The sequence below is a fragment of the Aedoeadaptatus coli genome, from assembly GCF_900343085.1.
Lineage (GTDB): Bacteria > Bacillota > Clostridia > Tissierellales > Peptoniphilaceae > Aedoeadaptatus > Aedoeadaptatus coli.
Genome location: NZ_OPYI01000007.1, coordinates 24,774 through 43,176 on the forward strand (window position 1 = coordinate 24,774; position 18,403 = coordinate 43,176).

The 18,403-nt window shown below is 51.2% G+C and carries 16 protein-coding genes, 2 tRNA genes and 1 pseudogene; all 19 read right to left on the bottom strand.

Features of this window, described 5'->3' with window-relative positions; genetic code table 11:
* Window positions 1–54: 54 nt before the first annotated feature.
* A pseudogene (rpsP, locus tag DG046_RS09715) lies at window positions 55–300 on the bottom strand (30S ribosomal protein S16); the annotation flags it as partial.
* Window positions 301–322: 22 nt separating this feature from the next.
* Window positions 323–1,660, bottom strand: a complete 1,338-nt coding sequence (gene ffh / locus DG046_RS04770; RefSeq protein WP_108831414.1) for a signal recognition particle protein — start codon at window positions 1,658–1,660, stop codon at window positions 323–325.
* Window positions 1,650–2,009: a YlxM family DNA-binding protein gene (gene ylxM, locus DG046_RS04775; RefSeq protein WP_159082066.1), complete on the bottom strand. Its 360-nt coding sequence runs from the start codon at window positions 2,007–2,009 to the stop codon at window positions 1,650–1,652. Before ylxM ends, ffh begins: the two co-directional genes overlap by 11 nt.
* A 75-nt stretch (window positions 2,010–2,084) precedes the next feature.
* Window positions 2,085–3,248, bottom strand: a complete 1,164-nt coding sequence (alr, locus tag DG046_RS04780; protein WP_108831416.1) for an alanine racemase — start codon at window positions 3,246–3,248, stop codon at window positions 2,085–2,087.
* Between the two features lie 95 nt (window positions 3,249–3,343).
* Window positions 3,344–4,837 carry a signal recognition particle-docking protein FtsY gene (gene ftsY, locus DG046_RS04785; RefSeq protein WP_108831417.1) on the bottom strand — a complete coding sequence of 498 codons (1,494 nt, stop codon included), beginning with the start codon at window positions 4,835–4,837 and terminating at the stop codon, window positions 3,344–3,346.
* The gene (gene smc / locus DG046_RS04790; protein WP_108831418.1) at window positions 4,806–8,369 is read right to left on the bottom strand and encodes a chromosome segregation protein SMC; all 3,564 of its coding nucleotides are present in this window, start codon (window positions 8,367–8,369) and stop codon (window positions 4,806–4,808) included. The genes ftsY and smc overlap by 32 nt, the downstream gene beginning before the upstream one ends.
* Window positions 8,356–9,348: an elongator complex protein 3 gene (locus tag DG046_RS04795; RefSeq protein ID WP_108831419.1), complete on the bottom strand. Its 993-nt coding sequence runs from the start codon at window positions 9,346–9,348 to the stop codon at window positions 8,356–8,358. The genes smc and DG046_RS04795 overlap by 14 nt, the downstream gene beginning before the upstream one ends.
* Window positions 9,335–10,009 (bottom strand): ribonuclease III, encoded by a 675-nt coding sequence (gene rnc / locus DG046_RS04800; RefSeq protein WP_108831420.1) that lies wholly within the window; start codon window positions 10,007–10,009, stop codon window positions 9,335–9,337. The genes DG046_RS04795 and rnc overlap by 14 nt, the downstream gene beginning before the upstream one ends.
* Entirely contained in the window at window positions 10,006–10,236 is a 231-nt protein-coding gene (locus tag DG046_RS04805) for an acyl carrier protein (protein ID WP_108831421.1), read from the bottom strand. Before DG046_RS04805 ends, rnc begins: the two co-directional genes overlap by 4 nt.
* Window positions 10,233–11,183 (bottom strand): phosphate acyltransferase PlsX, encoded by a 951-nt coding sequence (gene plsX / locus DG046_RS04810; RefSeq protein WP_108831422.1) that lies wholly within the window; start codon window positions 11,181–11,183, stop codon window positions 10,233–10,235. The genes DG046_RS04805 and plsX overlap by 4 nt, the downstream gene beginning before the upstream one ends.
* A 207-nt stretch (window positions 11,184–11,390) precedes the next feature.
* Window positions 11,391–11,474 (bottom strand) — tRNA-Leu (locus tag DG046_RS04815).
* A 35-nt stretch (window positions 11,475–11,509) separates the two neighbouring features.
* Window positions 11,510–11,586, bottom strand: a tRNA-His gene (locus tag DG046_RS04820).
* Window positions 11,587–11,644: 58 nt separating this feature from the next.
* Window positions 11,645–12,211: an RdgB/HAM1 family non-canonical purine NTP pyrophosphatase gene (gene rdgB, locus DG046_RS04825; protein ID WP_108831423.1), complete on the bottom strand. Its 567-nt coding sequence runs from the start codon at window positions 12,209–12,211 to the stop codon at window positions 11,645–11,647.
* A 36-nt stretch (window positions 12,212–12,247) separates the two neighbouring features.
* On the bottom strand, window positions 12,248–13,462 hold the full coding sequence (locus DG046_RS04830; protein ID WP_108831424.1) for an N-acetylmuramoyl-L-alanine amidase: 1,215 nt from the start codon (window positions 13,460–13,462) through the stop codon (window positions 12,248–12,250).
* Window positions 13,463–13,552: 90 nt separating this feature from the next.
* Window positions 13,553–14,563 carry an AIR synthase family protein gene (locus tag DG046_RS04835; RefSeq protein ID WP_108831425.1) on the bottom strand — a complete coding sequence of 337 codons (1,011 nt, stop codon included), beginning with the start codon at window positions 14,561–14,563 and terminating at the stop codon, window positions 13,553–13,555.
* A gap of 9 nt (window positions 14,564–14,572) precedes the next feature.
* On the bottom strand, window positions 14,573–16,069 hold the full coding sequence (locus tag DG046_RS04840) for a type IV pilus biogenesis protein PilM (protein ID WP_108831426.1): 1,497 nt from the start codon (window positions 16,067–16,069) through the stop codon (window positions 14,573–14,575).
* Window positions 16,070–16,134: 65 nt separating this feature from the next.
* Window positions 16,135–16,836: a prepilin peptidase gene (locus DG046_RS04845; protein ID WP_108831427.1), complete on the bottom strand. Its 702-nt coding sequence runs from the start codon at window positions 16,834–16,836 to the stop codon at window positions 16,135–16,137.
* Window positions 16,833–17,201, bottom strand: a complete 369-nt coding sequence (locus tag DG046_RS04850; protein ID WP_108831428.1) for a prepilin-type N-terminal cleavage/methylation domain-containing protein — start codon at window positions 17,199–17,201, stop codon at window positions 16,833–16,835. Before DG046_RS04850 ends, DG046_RS04845 begins: the two co-directional genes overlap by 4 nt.
* A gap of 8 nt (window positions 17,202–17,209) precedes the next feature.
* A complete protein-coding gene (locus DG046_RS04855) occupies window positions 17,210–18,400 on the bottom strand; it encodes a type II secretion system F family protein (protein ID WP_108831429.1) in 1,191 nt (396 codons plus the stop codon).
* Between the last annotated feature and the right edge of the window lie 3 nt (window positions 18,401–18,403).

Consider the following 18,403-nt stretch of genomic DNA (forward strand, 5'->3'; position numbering starts at 1 on the left):
CATTTTTTCTTCGCGTTTTGCCTTTTGTACGTCGGTGTTATCGAAGTTGCCCGTTGCTTCGTAAACGGCATTTTCCTTGAAGAGACGTTCGACGGTATCCGTGGGTTTTGCGCCGTTTTTAATCCAGCTGTTTGCCTTGTCGGCATCGACGCGCAAAATCTTCGGTTCCGTTAAGGGGTTGTAATAACCGATTTCTTCAATGAAACGACCGTCTCTCGGTTTTCTGGAATCTGCTACTACGATTCTGTAAAAGGGATTCTTCTTGGAACCCATTCTCTTTAATCTGATTTTTACTGCCATTATATCCTCCCATATTTCTCATTTAAAACGGAAAAGGCATCTTCATTTTGCGTTTGCCCTTTCCTCCATTCATCGCGCCGAGCTTTTTCATCATTTTTCGCAATTCTTTAAATTGCTTTAACAGCCCGTTCACCTGTCTTACATCGGTACCCGATCCTTGGGCAATGCGCTTTTTCCTCGAACTGTCGATGATCTCCGGGTGGGTTCGCTCTTTTTTCGTCATGGATTGAATGATCGCCTCCACGCGAGCGAATTCCTTCTCGTCGATCTTTAAATTTTTCATGGCCTTGTTGTTCATGCCGGGAAGCATGCCCAACAAGTCTTCCAGCGGACCTAAATTTCGCATCTGCTGCATCTGGTCCAGAAAGTCGTCGAAGGTGAAGGTTTGGGAACGAATTTTTTCTTCCAATTCCTTGGCTTTCTTCTCGTCCACAAATTCTTCGGCCTTTTCGATAAGGCCCACCACGTCGCCCATGCCCAAAATGCGCTTCGCCATGCGATCCGGGTGGAATACTTCCAGTGCGTCCAGTTTTTCGCCTAAGGCGATAAACTTAATGGGCACGTCCGTTACCGAACGAATGGAAAGTGCCGCACCGCCTCGGGCGTCGCCGTCCAACTTCGTGAGGACAACGCCTGTTATGGACAGGGCATCGTTAAATGCCTGAGCCACTTTCACCGCATCTTGACCGGTCATGGCATCTAAAACCAAGAGGATTTCCGTCGGCGCCGTGGCCTCTTTTATCCCTTTGATTTCATCCATTAGGGCCTCATCCACGTGGAGGCGGCCCGCCGTGTCGATGATGACCACGTCGTTGCCGTTGGCCTTGGCGTGCTCGACACCGCGCCGTGCAATGGCCACGGGATCTTCGTCGGTTCCCTGAGCGAAGACGGGAACCTGAACTTGCGATGCCAATACTTCCAACTGCTTAATGGCCGCCGGGCGGTAGACGTCGCAGGCCACGAGCAGCGGCCGCTTGTTTTGCTTCTTCAATAAGCGCGCCAGCTTCGCCGTGGTGGTGGTCTTGCCGGCCCCTTGCAGACCGGTCATTAAGATGACCGTCGGATTTTTGGAAAAATCGATTTTTTCCGCGTTGTCGCCCATTAGGGCCGACAGCTCTTCCATAACGATTTTAATGACCTGTTGGCCCGGCGTCAAACTTTCCATGACGTCGCTGCCCAAGGAGCGTTCTTTTACTTTTTTTACAAAGGATTTGACGACTTTAAAATTGACATCGGCCTCGAGCAGTGCCAATTTAACTTCGCGCATCGCCTCGTCGACATCTTGCTCGGTTACTTTACCTTTGCCGCGCAATTTGCCGATCGTGTCTTGCAATTTATCGCCCAGGGATTCAAATATCATAGTATCCCTCCTTATCTATACGAGTTTCAATCGAATCGATGATTTCATGAAAACGGGCCTCCCGGGAAAAGAGCCTGAGCTCTTCCAGGGATGCGACGATGGCTTCCCCGTCTTCTTTCCATCGCTTCGTTTTTTTGGCGAGCTTCAGGGTCGACTCGTAATTTTTCAGCGCCCCTTCCGCGCGTTTAATGTGCTCGGAAATGGCTTGCTTCGAAATACTCAACAGATCGGAAATCTCGTTTAAGGAGTAGTCCTCCTTATAGTAGAGATCCATCACTTGCCTTTGCCTGTCGCTTAGCAATTCATCGTATAAGTCTAACAAAACATTGACGTGTACTGTCTTATCCATGATCACTCCCATAAAAAAAACAGGGTCAGGTTAATTCCTTGACCCTGTGAATTATACTATCCCTTCGGGATATTGTCAATATTCGATGTGCATAATTTCATCCACGGTTTTGTACCGCATGCCGCCTTTCATATAGACCTTCGGCAACCGTTGTTTGAAGTGGGTTACGAAGGAGGTCGGGATTTCGTTATTGGCTGCGGCGATTTCTTCGATGGTAATTTCTTCGTCGCCTTGTCTACCGATAATAACCACTTCGTCGCCAACTTTGCAGTCAACGCCGGTAACATCCACCATCATTTGGTCCATGCAGATGCGGCCGATTTGCGGGCAGCGCTTGCCGCCGACGAGGACGTCGAATTTTTCAGACATGCTGCGTTCCATGCCGTCGGCATAGCCGATGGGAATGGTGGCGATTTTTGTTTCGCCTTCGGTGACGTAGATTTGACCGTAGCTGACGCCTTCGCCTGCACCGACGGTTTTTACGTGGCCGATTTCAGCCTTTAATTGCGCGACGAAGTGAACGTCGAAGTCTCTTCCGCCGGGATCGCCTTCCGTGGTGCCGTATTGAATAATACCGGGGCGAACATATTCTAAGTCGAATTCTCTGAAGTTCATGAGGGCGTGGGAATTGGATACGTGGCGGTTCAATGTAATACCCCGTTTTCTCAATTTTTGATAGACCCAATCGTAGCGTTCGTATTGTTTTAATGTAAAGTCGCGATCTTCATCGGCCAGGGCGAAGTGGGTGAACATGCCCTTTACTTCGATATTGTCCATGCGAACGATCTTTTCGATGGCATCGACGCTTTCATCGGTGGGTTTGAAACCGATCCGGTTCATGCCCGAGTCGATGGCGATATGCACGCCGGCTTTCTTTCCCAAACGGCCGGCAAGTGCGTTTAATTTTTCGGCGACGTCCAGGCGATACATGGCCATGTCGATGGAGTTTTCAATCATCATGTCGGAAACTTCTTCCGGCGTGTAGCCTAAGACTAAAATATCGACTTTCGGCAGGGCGCGGCGCAGGGCGATCCCTTCGTTTCCGGAAGCGACGGCGAAGTGGGTGACGCCGCATTCTTTCATGGTCTTTGCAATTTCAATGGCACCGAAGGAGTAAGCATCCGCCTTCACAATGGAAATGACTTCAGTCCCTTCCTTTACGTGGCGTTGAATTTCCAGCATGTTTTTCTTTACTTGATCGAGATTAATTTCCAGCCAAGCGGGACGTGTGATTTTCATAATTACCTCCTCCAATCGCGCTTCGGATATAATTTCTTTTCTCTATTATCCGACTTTCTTCAATAAATTGCAAGAGGTAGATGAAAAAACAAATATTATTCCGCGCTAATTAACGCATTTGCAAAATCTTTTCCGGAAAAATCCTGAAGATCCAACATGCCTTCGCCTACGCCGATGAGTTTGATGGGGATATCCAGCTCCTGTACCAAGGGTAGCACCACGCCGCCTTTGGCCGTGCCGTCTAATTTCGTGAGAATTAAACCGCTTAAGTCGGTGACTTCATCGAAGGTCTTCGCCTGGAGAATGGCGTTTTGGCCGGTGGTAGCGTCGAGAACCAAGAGGGATTCTTTCTGCGCATCCGGCGCTTCTTTTTCGATAATTCGGTGAATTTTCTCCAGCTCGTTCATCAAATTCTTTTTGTTGTGAAGACGGCCCGCCGTATCGCAAATTAACACGTCGATGTTTCTGGATTTTTGCGCTTGGATGGCGTCGTATACCACCGCCGCCGGATCGGCCCCTTCTTTGTGACTGATCACCGGCGTGCCGGAGCGCTCGCCCCAGGTTTCGATTTGTTCGATGGCCGCCGCCCGGAAGGTATCCGCCGCAGCGATCAATACGGATTTTTCTTCGCGCTTAAAGCGATAGGCCAATTTCCCGATGGTCGTTGTTTTGCCGACGCCGTTGACGCCGACGATGAGAATGATGGCGGGGGAAGGCTCCACGTGTAAGCGGTTCCGTTCCGGATCCCCTTCCAATATGGCGCGGATCTCTTCCGCCAAAAGGCCCTTCACTTCTTTCGGGTCTTGGATTTGTTTTTCGCGAATGCTTTCTTTAAGGCGGTCGATTAAAGTCATGGTGGTTTCCATGCCCATGTCCGAGGAGATCAGGAGATCTTCCAAATCTTCCATCATTTCGTCGTCGATCTTGACGTAATTGCCTAAAATGTCGTTGATCTTATAGTTCATGTCGTCTCTGGTTTTTTCAAGCCCTTGTTTCAGGCGCTTAAACCAGCCGACTTTCTCCTCAACTTCGTCGGATGCATCTTCTTTCGGATTATCTTCTTCTGTTGCAGGCGCTTCTTCCTCGGCCTCTTCGGAGTTTATTTCAACTGCTTCCGACGTTTCTTCTTCCTCGACTTCTTTTTCGCCGGGGGTTTCTGCTGCCTCCACATGGTCTTCTTCAATTTTCGTTTCAGATTCAGCCGCCGGCGCATCCGCATCGGCCGGGACGATTTCACTTTCTTCGACGGGAATTGAAGTTTCTTCTGTCGAGTCTTCCTCGGCTTGTTCCTCTGCCGGCTCTTCTTCCTCGGGCATTTCCTCTGTCGGTTCTTTTTCCGGTTCGACGTCAGCCTCCGGTTTTGCTGCTTCCTCTTCCGGTTTGGAAAAATCGTAGGCCTTGTGTTTTACGAGATCTGCCGCTTCTTTCTGTTCTTCTTTTTCGTCCGCCGGCACTTCGTCGGCGCTATCCACAGCTTCCTCTTGAGCCTCCTCAGCCTTTTCCGATTCCGCTTTGTCTATGTCCTGTTTTTCTTCCTTCTCCTCATTGGCATCCTGTTTACCGATTTTTCGCTTGATCCACTCCAACATGAGATTCGACCTCCTCTAATTCTAAAAATAACAAACGGGAAATTCCTTTTTCCTCCATGGTGACGCCGTAAATTTCATTGGCCATTTCCATGGTCTGCTTCCTGTGGGTAATCATAATAAATTGCATGTCATCGATTTGTTTCACGTAATTGGAATAGCGGCGAATGTTGGCATCATCCAGGGCCGCGTCGATTTCGTCGACGATGCAAAAGGGCGACTGGCGCATGCGCAACAGGGCGAACAAAAGGGCCACCGCCGTCATGGAGCGCTCGCCGCCGGACAAGAGGGAAAGGGATTGAAGCTTTTTCCCCGGCGGTTGGGCGGAAATTAAGATGCCCGCCTCCAATATATCTCCTTCGTCCCAAGCCAGAGAGGCTTTGCCGCCTTGAAAGAGCTCGCGGAAGATATCGTTGAAGTAGCCGTTGATTAGTATTAAAGCTTCTTCCAATTGCTTGCGCATGTCTTTGTCCAGGCGCTTGATCATTTTTTCCAATTTTTCCTTGGAAAGCACCAAGTCTTCTCGCTGCTCCGACAAAAAGTCGACCCGTTCTTTCCAAAGGCTGTATTGCTCCAGAGCATCGCCGTCCACCGGACCGATTTGCAGAATTTCTTTTTCAATGGCGCCTTCTTTATTCCTGAGCGTCGTGACGGAAAGGTTCAGGAGCGCGTCGATGTCTCCCGGGTCGCTGCTTTGCGCCAGGGCATCAGTGAAGATAATCGCCGCACGATCCGCCTCTTCCAATTGATTTTGTAGGCGGACCAAATCTTTTTCCAGGGCAAAGGCCTGCTCCTTCTTCGCTTCAAGAGCCGATTTCTCTTCCCGAAGCTTTTGCCTTTCGGCGGAGACACGCTCTTTTAATGCCGCGAGGGATTCGCGCAGCACCACCACCCGCTCTTCCATGCGGGCCTCTTTCGGTTGCGCCTCTGCCACAGATGCCTCCAGCTTTTCCGTTTCATCGGCCATGGCACGAGCTTCTCTTTCAGCGGCTTCGAGGCGGGTTTTTGTGCCAGCAGCGTCGCGCTGAATTTGCTCCAGCCGCAGGGATTCTTCTCTGTAAGCGGCGATAATTTTCTGATGCTCGATTTTCGCGCCGTTTATTTCCTCGCGCTTTTCATCCAAGTTGCGGTGCCAACGGTCGCTGTCGTCGTCTCCTTGCGATGTCCACTCTTTCTCCGAAGCTGCAATTTCCGAGAGGGCCTCTTCTTGTTCCTTGCTCTCCGATTCGTCGCGACTCGCGGCCGCCGTTTCCTTTTCAATTTCTGCGTCTAAGGACGCCAGTTGCTCTTCACTGTGCTCCAGGGCGGAGCGCAGGCGATAGAGCTTCTCTTCCGCCTTGCGGCACGCTTCATTCTTTTCCTCGTGGGCTTCGGCCAGCTCTTTTTCTTTATTTTTTAAATCGCCGTAGGCTACAAACAAATGCTCGTATTGTTCCTTCGCCTCGTTTAGCTGCTCGGAAACCGCCACCAGCTCCGAAGCTTTTTTGGCAATTTCGCCGTCTCGCGTATAGAGATCCGTGGATCCGCTTTTCGCCTGGCCGCCGGTAATGGCGCCACCTACCTGAAAGACGTCGCCGCCTTTGGTGACGATGCGGTAGCGGTGCTTTAAATCCTTGGCCAGTTGCTTCGCCTCATCCACCGTCTCCACTAATAGGATGCGGCCCAAGAGAAAATTCGCCACCGGGCGCAGGGAATCCTCGCAGCGGACGCAGTCCGATGCCACGCGGAAGGGAATGGACGTTTGTCGAGAAAGATCAGCGGGGAGTGGGCGTGGCGTCAAGTTGTTTAAGGGAAGGAAGGTGAGTCGACCCATTTTCCGGCTCTTTAGGTAGGAAAGGATCGCGCCGATTCTCCGATCATCTTTTAAGATGATGTTTTGCCCGCCGTAGCCCAGCGCCGTGGATATGGCCACAGCGTCGGCTTCCTCCACATGGAGATGCTCCGCCACCGGCCCGATCACGGAACCAAAGAAGGATTCCGACCAGGCAGCTTTCAGAAACTGCTTGACGCCATGTTGAAAGCCTTCGTGATTATCCCGAAGACGTTCCAAGTATCGCTTTTCGCGCTCGATCCCCTCCATGCCCATGGTCAGGTTTTTTATCTGCCCGTCGATTGCGTCGATTCGGCTTTTCATGTCGACGAGGGAATCGCGGGTTCCCGAAAGTCGGGTTTCTAAATCCGCCGACGCGCCTTTTAATTGCGATTCTTTCTCTTCGTCATCAGAGAGGTTTTTCGCGAGCTCTTCTGTGTCCCGCTCCCATTCCTTCCTTCGATCCTTCAGCTGTGCCAGCCGTTCTGCGCGCTCTTTCAATAAGTAGTCCAAGGCCTGCAGGCGCGATTCCAGGGAGTGACGTCGATCGGCCAATTGATCCAAGGCCTCGCGGCGGGATTTTTCACCTGAATCCACGGCCGCCACCTTTTCCGCGACGCGCTCGTAGTCGGCCTTCATCCCATCGAGATCCGCCGCTTTTTCGTCCATGCGCCCTTTAAGGGCACGCACCTCTTTTTCCTGCTTTTCCGATGCGGCTATAAGGCCTTCCAGTTCCGCACGCAGGGTTTCAGCGGCTGCTTCTCTTTCGGTTTTCGCTTCTTTTAAGTAATTGGTTCGTTCGATTTTTGAACGCAGATCTCCGGAGGCCTGCTCCTTTTTTCGAATAAGGGTCAGGATTTCGTCGTTAAGGGCTCCTTCGCTGTCGCCGTCGGATTCGATCTTTAATTCTTTTTCCCGAATCGCAGCTTCAAGGAGGTGATTCGCCTCTTTCTCTTCCTGCCAGGCGGCCTCCGATTCCTTGTAGCGCGCCCGTATTTTCTCCTGTTTTTCTTTCGCCGAGGCCACTTCCCGCGTGAGGAGCGCATAGCTATACTTTTCCTTTTCCAATTCCAATTCATTGAGGCGCAGGGCCTTCTCCCGCTTCTCTTCCATTTCGCCGGAGCGGCTCTTCAATTCGGAAAAAATATCGTCGATGCGCTCGATATGGTCCGTCGTTTTATTTAAATTCCGAAGGGTTTCCTCCTTGCGTAATTTAAATTTGCTGATTCCAGCCGCTTCTTCGAAGGCATTTCTGCGGTCCTGGGGACGGGTACTTAATATCTCTTCGATTTGGCCTTGGCCGATAAAGGAATAGCCGTTTTTTCCGATGCCCGTGTCGAGAAAAATCTCCCGCACGTCTTTTTGACGCACACGCTTTTTGTTAATGGTGTACTGACTTTCGCCGGAGCGGAAATACTTCCTGGACACGGAGAGCTCTTCGTAGGGCAAATCAAAAAAGCCGTCCTTGTTATCAAATGTGAGAACGACTTCTGCAAAATTCACGCCTTGATGGCGATCGGTGCCGCTGAAAATAACATCTTCCATTTTATTTCCACGGAGTTGTTTGACGCTGGATTCGCCTAAGGCCCACATAATGCCGTCGACGATATTGCTCTTGCCGCTGCCGTTGGGCCCGACAATGGCCGTAATGTCTTCGGAAAATCGGATGCGCGTCCGCTTGGCGAAGGATTTAAAGCCGTAAAGCTCCATTTCAATTAAATGCATGGGTGTATTCCTCTCCGTTGATCTGCAGTTCTTCCCCGACTGAATCGTTACTTCGAAAGGCCACGGGCCCGTAAACGGCCTCGAGGGATTTCCTGCCGTAGCCGAAGGGGCCGACCAGGCGATTAATGGCCCTATGGCTTCCCTCCACCGATTCGACGGTCTTGTACTTTTTAAAAATCGGCGCCAACAGGCGGTAAGACTCTGCGAATTCCCTGAAGTTATCGTGGTAAGGGCCTTTTACATAGGCGCCGCGCTCCATTTGCGGCAGTCCCACGCGTATGACGGGGACCGATGCGGCGTCGTAAATATCCAAAAGATATGCCGCCCGCTCGATGGCCTCTTTTAAGGGCAGGGGATGAAATTTTCCTTCCGCAACCATGTCGTAGAGTTCCGTGTTCTTAAAGACCACCGTGGGATAGATCCGCGCAAAATCCCCGCGCTCTGCGATCCAACGAGCCGTCTTTACATCTTTTTCAAAGGAATCTTCCGGCAGGCCGATCATCTGTTGCAGGCCCACATTAAGTCCCGCAGCTTTTGCCAGGGCGACCGTGCGGTCCATTTCCTCGACGGAAACGCCGCGCTTTGCGGCTTTTAAAACAAAGGGATCCACCGATTGAATGCCGAACTCAATGGTTTTTACGCCGTAAGATTTCAGCCGCGCGAAGTCTTCTTCCCATAATTTCTCCGGCCGCGTCGACAGGCGTATGCCCGAGAGGGCGCCGGAGCTGATAAAAGGCTGTGCGGCCTGAAGAAGCTCGTTTTGTTTCTCCACGGGAAGCATGGTAAATGTGCCGCCGTAAAAGGCCACCTCCGCAGGCGTGTGGGCGCCGTTTTCAAGCCCCCTTGCGATTTGATGAGCTACGTCCTCGCCCGAAACAGTGCTCGCAATGCCGGTGATTTGATTTTGATCGCAGTAAACGCACTTCACCGGGCAACCGGCGAAGGGTATGAAAATGGGAATGATACTACGCTTCGCCATGATCCATCTTTCTCAGCGCTTCGGCGGCAGCGGCGCCCTCGGCGGTCTTCCTGTTGCGTCCCCGACCCGTGGCCACAGCACGGCCTAAGACATAGACCGTGGCTTCAAAGCGGTCTTCATCGCCGATGGCTGACGGATCGATTTCACGGAGATCATAATCCACGCCGTTTTTCCGGTACTTCTTTTGCACCACTTCCTGCAAGAGGGATTTGTAATCCGCCCGCAGATTTCTGCGCCCGCTCAGCAATGTTTTTTCCACAAAGGCGCGGGCCGCATCCAAGCCTCGGTCGCAGTAAATAGCGCCGAGTAGGGATTCGTATAAATCGTCGCTGTGGATGTTGAACTTCTCGTCTTTCTTCAATTCCTCGCCCATCAGCAGGAAAGACCCTAAGTCCAGCGCTTCGGCGGCCGCCTTTAAGGCCGATTCGCATACCAAGTCGGCACGCATCTTCGTCAGCGCACCTTCTTCTTCCTCACAGCGCGAGTACAGATAGTCGCCGACGATAAAATTCAACAAGCTGTCGCCTAAAAATTCCAAGCGCTCGTAGGACGGAGTGTTTCTCTCTTTGCTGTACGTCTTGTGCGAAAAAGCCTCGATTAACAGGGCCGGATCCTTAAATCGAATGCCGATCCGCGCCTCCAATTCGTGAAAGGACGTCAATCCAGATCAAACTCTTCCAGTAAGTCCAACACATCGCCGATGCTGCGGACTTTCTCCAGGCGATCCTCGTCGATTTCGATGTCGAATTCATCTTCCACGCTCATAATCAACTCCACCAACTCGATGGAGTCCATGTTTAAATCGTCGATAAAATCCATGGAAGGGTCCAACTCATCTACGGAACGGTTCACCTGTTCGGCGATAATTTCTAAAATTCTTTCTCTCATTGTCCTGCTCCTTCTCTATGTTCTTCTCCTCGTACCATGCGAACCAATGCCTCCGTCGCCGATAAAATGGCCTCGGAATTGGATGCGCCGTGGGCTTTAAATACAGGTTTTTCCAGCCCGAGTAAAGGCACGCCGCCGTAACGGCTGTAATCAAGATCCCCTAAGATGCTCCCCGCCAGCATCTTTAGTTCGCCGGCCTTCTCGCTCCCTTTGGCAGCCGATGCCACGCCGCGTTGAATGTATCCCACCGTACCTTCGATGGTCTTCAGTAAAATATTTCCGGCGAAGCCGTCGGTGACGATGACGTTCACATTGTTAAAGAGAACATCCCTCGCCTCGATGTTTCCGGCGAAGTGCTCGATGCCGTCGGCCATGAGCTCGTAGGCCGCCTTGACCTGTTGATTGCCCTTGCCTTCTTCCGTGCCCACGTTTAGCAGGGCCACCGTCGGCACTTCCACGCCTTCTACATCGCGCAGGTAATTTTGGCCCATTTCGGCGAAACTTAAAAGCATTTCAGGGGAAGCGTCCATATTGGCGCCCACATCTAAAATTAATTTCTTTTGGCCGCTGATTTCCAAATAAACCGGAAGCGCGGCCCGTTCAACGCCTTCTTTTCGCTTCACGATAAACATGCCGCCGGCCAACAAAGCGCCGGTGCTTCCCGCGCTGATCATGCCGTCGACTTTTCCTTCTTTTAAGGCGCCGAGACCCATGACAATGGCGCTGTCCTTCTTTTTCCGAATGGCAAGGGCCGGGCTGTCTTCCTGAGTAATGGCCGAGGCGCAGTGAACGATGTGGGCTTCATCCACGCCATCTATGGCTTTTAGAAGCGCCGCGTCGCCGAAAAAGATCGGCTCGATGCCCAAGGCCTCTTTCGCCTTCAGGGCCCCTTCGACAATCGCCTGAGGCGCGTGATCCCCGCCCTGGCAATCAAAAGCTATTTTCATGTGCGTTCTCCTTCTATATAAACCGGAAAAAAATTCTACTCTTCGATCCAACCTATTGTAATATAAACCCTTCCCGTCATTCAACTATTTGGCCAAAGACGAGGAGTTTTCTGCAAAAAAATAACCTTACAACTCTGAAAGCTGTAAGGTTAAACACGTCAATGCGATCCCGCCACCGAGAAATACGCTCGGTATAGGGAGTCTACATGGTGCGGGAAAGAGGACTTGAACCCCCACGTCGTTGACACTAGATCCTAAGTCTAGCGCGTCTGCCAATTCCGCCATTCCCGCGTACTCGCGATGCGAGTTGAAATCCCGAAGGATTATGGGGTGGATAGTGGGAATCGAACCCACGATCTCCAGGACCACAATCTGGCGCCTTAACCGACTAGGCCATACCCACCACAAAATTTGACGATGGATATATATTAACATCATTTAATACCCATGTCAAATGTTTTTTAGCTTTTTAATGATTCCACAAAGGCGCGTAGGGCGCGACCGCGGTGACTGACGGCATTTTTCTCGTCGTCGGTCATTTCGGCGAAGGTTTTGTCATAGCCTTCGGGAACGAAGAGCGGATCGTAGCCGAATCCTCCCACACCGCGAGGCGATTCGGTTATGTGTCCGGGACAGATTCCTTCCACCGTGTAGATCTCATTCCCTCGCTTCACGGCGATGACCGTTTTAAAATAGGCGCTGCGATCGTCTTTTCCTTCCATCTCCCGCAAGAGTTTCTCGCGATTTTTTTCGTCGTTTCCCTCTTCGCCGGCGTAGCGGGCGGAAAAGACGCCGGGACGTCCCTGAAGGGCGTTGACAAACAAGCCCGTGTCGTCGCCAATGACGATTTCACCTTCGAGTGGTTTGATTTTTATCATGGCATTGGCTTTTAGGGTATCGCCGTCTTCCACGGGATGAATGTCGCCGTAGCCGGCCTCGGTTTTCGATAGCACGCGGAATTTCCCATCGACTAATTCGCGAATTTCTTTTAGCTTGTGTTCGTTATCTGTGGAAAGGATGATGTTCATGGTTTCTCCTTTAAAAAAGGAAGGCTCCCGCCTTCCTTACATGTATTTACGATTGTAATTTTCGATTCCCTTCACGATGCCATTGGCCAATTTGTCCAAATAGCTGTCGCTTTTTATTTGTTCGAGCTCGCTGGGATTGGACATAAACCCGCCTTCTATTAAGCAGGCCGTCATATTCGTGCGACGAAGCACGGCCAGTTCGGGCCGATTTTTGATACCGCGACTGTTTGCGCCGGTTTCCTTCAGCAAGGCGTTTAAAATTTCCCGGGCAAGTTTCGTTTGATCGCCACAATCTTTTTTCAACTCGACATCATTTTCCGATGCATAAAGCACTTCGATGCCATAGGCCGAAGAGCTGCCTGCAGAGTTAAAGTGCATACTTACGAAAAGATCCGCATTGTTACGATTAGCAATATCCGCCCGCTCACTTAATGCAATAAACTCGTCGGTAGTGCGGGTCATAATGACATTATAACCTTTCGCTCTCAGCATGGATTCCACCCTGGGTGCCAAGCGTAGCGTCAAGGATTTTTCCGTGGTCTTATCTTCGGCGACGGCACCGGAATCTTTACCGCCGTGACCGGGGTCTAAAACGATGGTCAAATTTTTCTTTTGACCCGGCTCCATGGGTTGGGGCTTCGCATCGTTTACTTCCGGCTCTTTCGGCAGAGGCATGGGCTCTTTCGTTTTTTCAACGGGGGCTTTCGTCTCTTGGACCGGTTTCGCTTCATTCTGTTGTTGCGGCGCTTGTACGACGCCGTTGTCGATCATCGCCAAGCGTTTATTTTGATCCCAATCGACGCTGAATCCCAGAGACTCCGACAAGAAACGCAGAGGCACCATGGTCTTGCATTCATTGTTTTGGGCCGTGTACTGGGTCAGTTTCGGCACCGACGCGTCGTCGATGCGCATTTTCTTTCCGTTGACGTAGACGACGGAGCTGTTGATCTTCAACTTCACGTCTTTGTCCATCATGGAAATGCTCACCGATTTGGTTTTTTGATTCCATTTAACATTGGCTCCCATAAGTTCCGTGAGCTCGCGAATGGGAACGAAGGTGCGGCCGTTGTCTACATAAGGTTTATATTCACTGTATAGGTCAAAGCCGTTTACCTTGACATTGGCGACGCTGACCTTTCGATTGTTGCCATTGGTTTTAACACGCATGGTTGCGCCAGCCGCTTCCGAAAATCCTGAAAAGATTAACATAAACGCGAAGCAAAGGGCGAAACTTCTTAGAAATCGTTTCAAGGGAACCTCCTTCAAATTGGTAACACTTTGTCACTAATTATTATGGTTCCCTCGCCTTTAAATGTCAAATAGTCCGTCGCTTTTGTAACTTTACTGTAATCTAACTAAAGCCGTGTAGAGGGCGTCGGGGCCGGGGGAGGCGATTTCTTGTTCCGAGCCGTCTTTCATTTTGTAGACGACGCGGTTTTCATCGGTCACTTCACCGATTTTCGTAAATAAGATGCCCCGATCGGTTAATTTCTTTTGCATGGGTTCAAAATCATCTTTATCCAATACAACCAACATGGAGCCACTGGAAATAAGGCGGTACAAATCCACCTCGGCCTTTTCCGCCACGGCTTTTGTGGATTCCAATACGGGAATCGCCTCTTTGTCGATGGCCACGCCCACTTTTAGCGCCTGTGCCATTTCCCAAATGGCGCCTTCCACGCCGCCTTCGGTGACATCGTGCATGGCGCGAATGCGAAAATCTCCGGCTACCTCGCCTTCCGTTTGGACGCTGAGGGCATCGATCAGTCCACGGCCTTCCCGAAGCAGTTCCTCGCCGATCTCCTTTAATGCCTCGGCGCAATCCGTCGCAAGGATGGCCGTGCCTTCAAGGCCGGCGTATTTGCTCATGGCCACCACGTCGCCTACCCGCACTTTCGACGGATCGGGCACTTTGTCTTTACTTACACGGCCCACGACGGTGGAGATCATAATGGGTTTGGACACGGTGTCGGTAATTTCCGTGTGGCCCCCGATAATATCCATGTTCACCGCATCGGCGGCCTTTTGCGCGTCGGCCATAATGGTTTCGATGTCTTCCGACGTGGTGTTCACCGGAAGGAGCAAGGTCAGCAGCACGCCTACGGCGTCGGCGGATTTCGTCGCCACGTCGTTGACGCTGATATGAATGGCCAGTGCGCCCAAGTTTTCCGCAGCCCCTGTAATGGGATCGCTACTCAATACGATCAGATCGCCGCCGAAGTCCAACATGGCCGTGTCCTCGCCGATGGAGGAGGCGCCCAAGACTTCGCTTCGCTTCGATTTTATTTTTGAAAGAATCAGTGAATCTAATTCTTCGTTGGATAGTTTTCCTACGTCCTTATAAACTTTCATTTATGACTCCTATATACTGGCGCTGTTGTCGCCGGCGTCGTTTACCGTCATCTCATCGCCCATCATCGCGTCGCCTGCGGAATCCATGCCGTCGTCCGTTTCTTCCGAAGAGGCGGAATCACCTTCATCGCCGCCGATTAAATAGGCCGTTAATTGGAAGTAGATCACATCGCCGACCGTCGCCGTCGGTTCTTCTTCCACTTTAACTTTCAACACGTCTTCCAATTGGTTGCGCCAGTTTTGTATTTCGTTGGCATCTTTTGCTTCGCCGCGAATGGACAGGGTGCCGTTTTGGTAATCCATGCCCGTTACGGTCAGGGTGTCCGGCGCAGAGGATTTTACCTTGGTAATGGCATCGGCAATGTCGGCGCTCTTTTGTGCACCGCTTGCGTCTTCAGTCGAATCCGATTCGTCTTGCGCCATTTCCTGTTCGTGGGTCCGGACGATAAGGTCTCGGTTTTGCTGCTTTAATTTTTCACCGTAGACAAAGGAGCCGATGAGAATGGCAAAGGCCACGACAAGGGCACCGATGGGCAGGTAGTAGTTTTTGCCTCCCCCGCCGGAGCGTCTTGCACCGGAGAACATGGCGGCGACATCGCCGTGTTCCGCCGCTGCGGCAAGGATGTCCCCTAAGTTCAGCGGCTTATACACTTCCTCGTCCATCAGCGCGGCAAAGAGGCCGCTTTCCACGAACGATCCTGCGATTAACTGCCTGTCGGCCAAGGCAAAATCGCCGCCCATATGCTCCACATGGCCCAAGGCTTCGTAATAAGCCGATTGCATTTCCCTTTTCATGGCGTCGGGATCCACATCGCTCATGCGCTCGTCGAAATTTTCGTCTTTAATGCGCAAGACATCTTCCGCTTCCAGTTCGTTTCTACGCATAAAGTCCAAAACGGAGTCGTTGACCTCCGTGCGGTCGAAGAAGCGGTTTTCGTGGCCGTAGTAAAAGCCCAAATGGCTCGTGCCGACGAAATTCACCCTCGCGCCGCCCAGCCAATGGGCGTACTCCAGGCATAAAGTTGAAAAAGGAATGATGCCGCGAAGTTTTATTTCGCATTTTTTCGCCAAATCCCTGTAACCTTCCAAGATTTCTTCGGGACAAATCGTAATTAACAGATGATGGATGTCGTCGTCACTTTTTAAATCCACCGAATCCAAGGCATATTCCTCTAAATCCTGCGGAAAAAGGGACGGACACTCGTTTTCGATTAACGAAGCCCTCTCCTTCTCCGTCATAGACGGCACGTGCATGGTGCGGTTTACCGCTGAGGCGGAATTTATGACGAACAAGGCATGGCTCTTGGTCAGCTCGTTTTCTTCCAAGGTCTTTTTCAAAAGATAGTGCAACTGTGCGCTGTCTAAAATTTCGCCGTCACTCAAGACGTTCATCGGTATATCAAAAGAATAAAGTGCGCTTACGGATTTGTTTTCGTCAACATTTGCTACATAACAGCGACGATCTTCGAAGTAAATAATCGCTTCGCGCTTATTAAATAATTTCATTTCGCCCTCCTACAAGCATTATATCCCACGAATGCGTAATTTTTATGTAATTTAAATAATTTCGTTCACAAATAAATTCCTACGATCAAAAAACCCAACAGAAAAAAGGGAAACATGGGGACGGTTCTCTGTTTGAGGACTTTGAAAAAGTAGAGGCCCCCGCCGATTAGAGCGGCCGAAACAAAGGTGACGGTGAAAAATAAATAGCTTCTCCAAATCTCCCCGATGCCCAAGGCGAGAATCGAAGCATAATAAATGTCCCCCTCGCCCACCGCCTTGGGAAAGAGAAAATAGAGCGCGCCGATCAGGCAAAAGAGAAACGTGCCGCTTAGTGGATGAAAGGACTCATCGAGAATCAGAGCCGCGACAAAGAAAACGCCGCCTACGACGAGATCCCCTGTAAAAACATCCCGATGGCGACTGTCTTCCAGAGCCAAAAGATACATGACAAATACGGCGGCCACCGGAAGGACGGAGGCCTTCTCCATACCCAAATGATGGAGCAAAAAGATGACAAGCGCGCCTCCGATTCCTTCGCTCAGCGGATGGTAGAAGGAGATTTTTTCGCCGCAAGTGCATCGCCCGCGGCAGAAAATATAGCCGAGGACGGGAATTAAATAGGGCCAAGGAATCCTGCGGCCGCAGGATTCGCAGCGGCTTCTTCCCCCGATCCAATTTTCGCCGCGCCGGCGCCTGTCGTCGAAAAGATTAAAAAAGGACACGAAGGAGGTCGCGAGAAAAAAAGCGGCGGCATTCAGTATAATCATTTCTTCGTCGTATCCGGTTCCAGCTTGTCGCCATTGACCTTGACCATGCCGGGCTCGACGGTAATATTTCCATTCTCGGCCTTTACGGTAAATGCATCCTTCTTTAAGGCCTTTGCCGGTGTGGGGACTTCGCCGGATTCCAGATAGGGCTTGAGGTCGTCTAATTTAATCGTCCCTTCGGTCGGTTTGTCCATGGAATAAAGGATCGCCGCATTCTTTATGACCCGCACATTGGCATTGTGGGCCGTGGCCTGAGCGCTTAAATTGGAGCGTTGGTACCGCGGTATGGCGATGGCGATGAGAAGAGCCAAAATGGCGATGACGATAATGAGTTCGATGAGGGTAAATCCCTTTTTCTTTTTCATAATTCCTCCTAAAAACTGTTTACCATATCAAACATGGGAATGGCAATGGAAAAAATAATAAACCCGACGACGACGGCCATAATCAGAATCAGTGCCGGCTCTATGTATATGCTTATGCGCTCGGCGCGATTTTTCTGCCGCTCTTCCTCCAAATGGATAGCCACGGCGAGCATCTCACTTACGGCGGAAGACGCCTCGCCTAAGGCGACAAAGGAGCAGTTCTGCGCTTTAAACAAATCGCTTTTCTCCATGGCCTGAGAGAGCTCCTCCCCTTTCATCAAGCCGCGAATCATCTCCTGTGCCTTTCTTTCGATGTAGGGATTTTCCGCCCCTTCGTTCATGTTTTCCATAATGCGCAACAGGTCCACGCCGTTATCCATTTGCATCTTCATGGTTCTTAATTGCCTAAGCTCAAAGGGATCGCGATAAAAAGGCGCGGCGATGGGCAGATGGTACCATCTGCGGTAGAAGCCGTCGGCGGTTTTCGGATGATTCTTCAGTAGCAAAATCATAAGCACCAAAAGGAGCAGTGCCGCGATGTAGAGAAGGCCGAAGCGATTAAAATGGTCGGCGATGGCGATGAGCATGCGGGTCATCAGGGGCAAGGGCACCTGTCGGGATTCAAAGACGTCGGTAAATACGGGAAGAACCGAATGAAGTACCACCTGCAAGACGAAGAGGGATGTAATCATAAGGATGACGGGATAGGCCAGGGCGTTTGCAAGCTTTCTGTGCATTTGTTGTTCCTCGTCGAAGAAATCCGCCAGCTGGCGAAAGATGTCGCCCAAGGTGCCCGCCGCCTCCCCGCTTCGGATCGTGCCGGAGACGAAGTGAGGAAAACAGTCGGCGTCGTGAAAAGCCTCGGAGAGGAGCTTCCCCTGCCGCACCGCCTCCACGATGAATTGGAGTTTTTCTTTCTGAAGGCCTTTGGACTCCCGAGCCATTAATTCCATGACCGTGACGATGTCCAAGCCGCCTGAGGACATAAGGGCCAGTTGGGAAAACAATAGGGCCAATTGGCCTTTCGCAATCACCCGCCGCGGCTTTGTTAATTGAAGCCGCCGCCCTTCTTCTTTCAAGGCGACGATGCGGTAGCCGGCTTCGTGGAGCTTCTCCCGCGCCTCTTGTATATTATCCGCGTCCATTTCATCGGTCACGAGGTTCGACTGTGCGTCGATGATTTTATACTTAAACTTCATGGC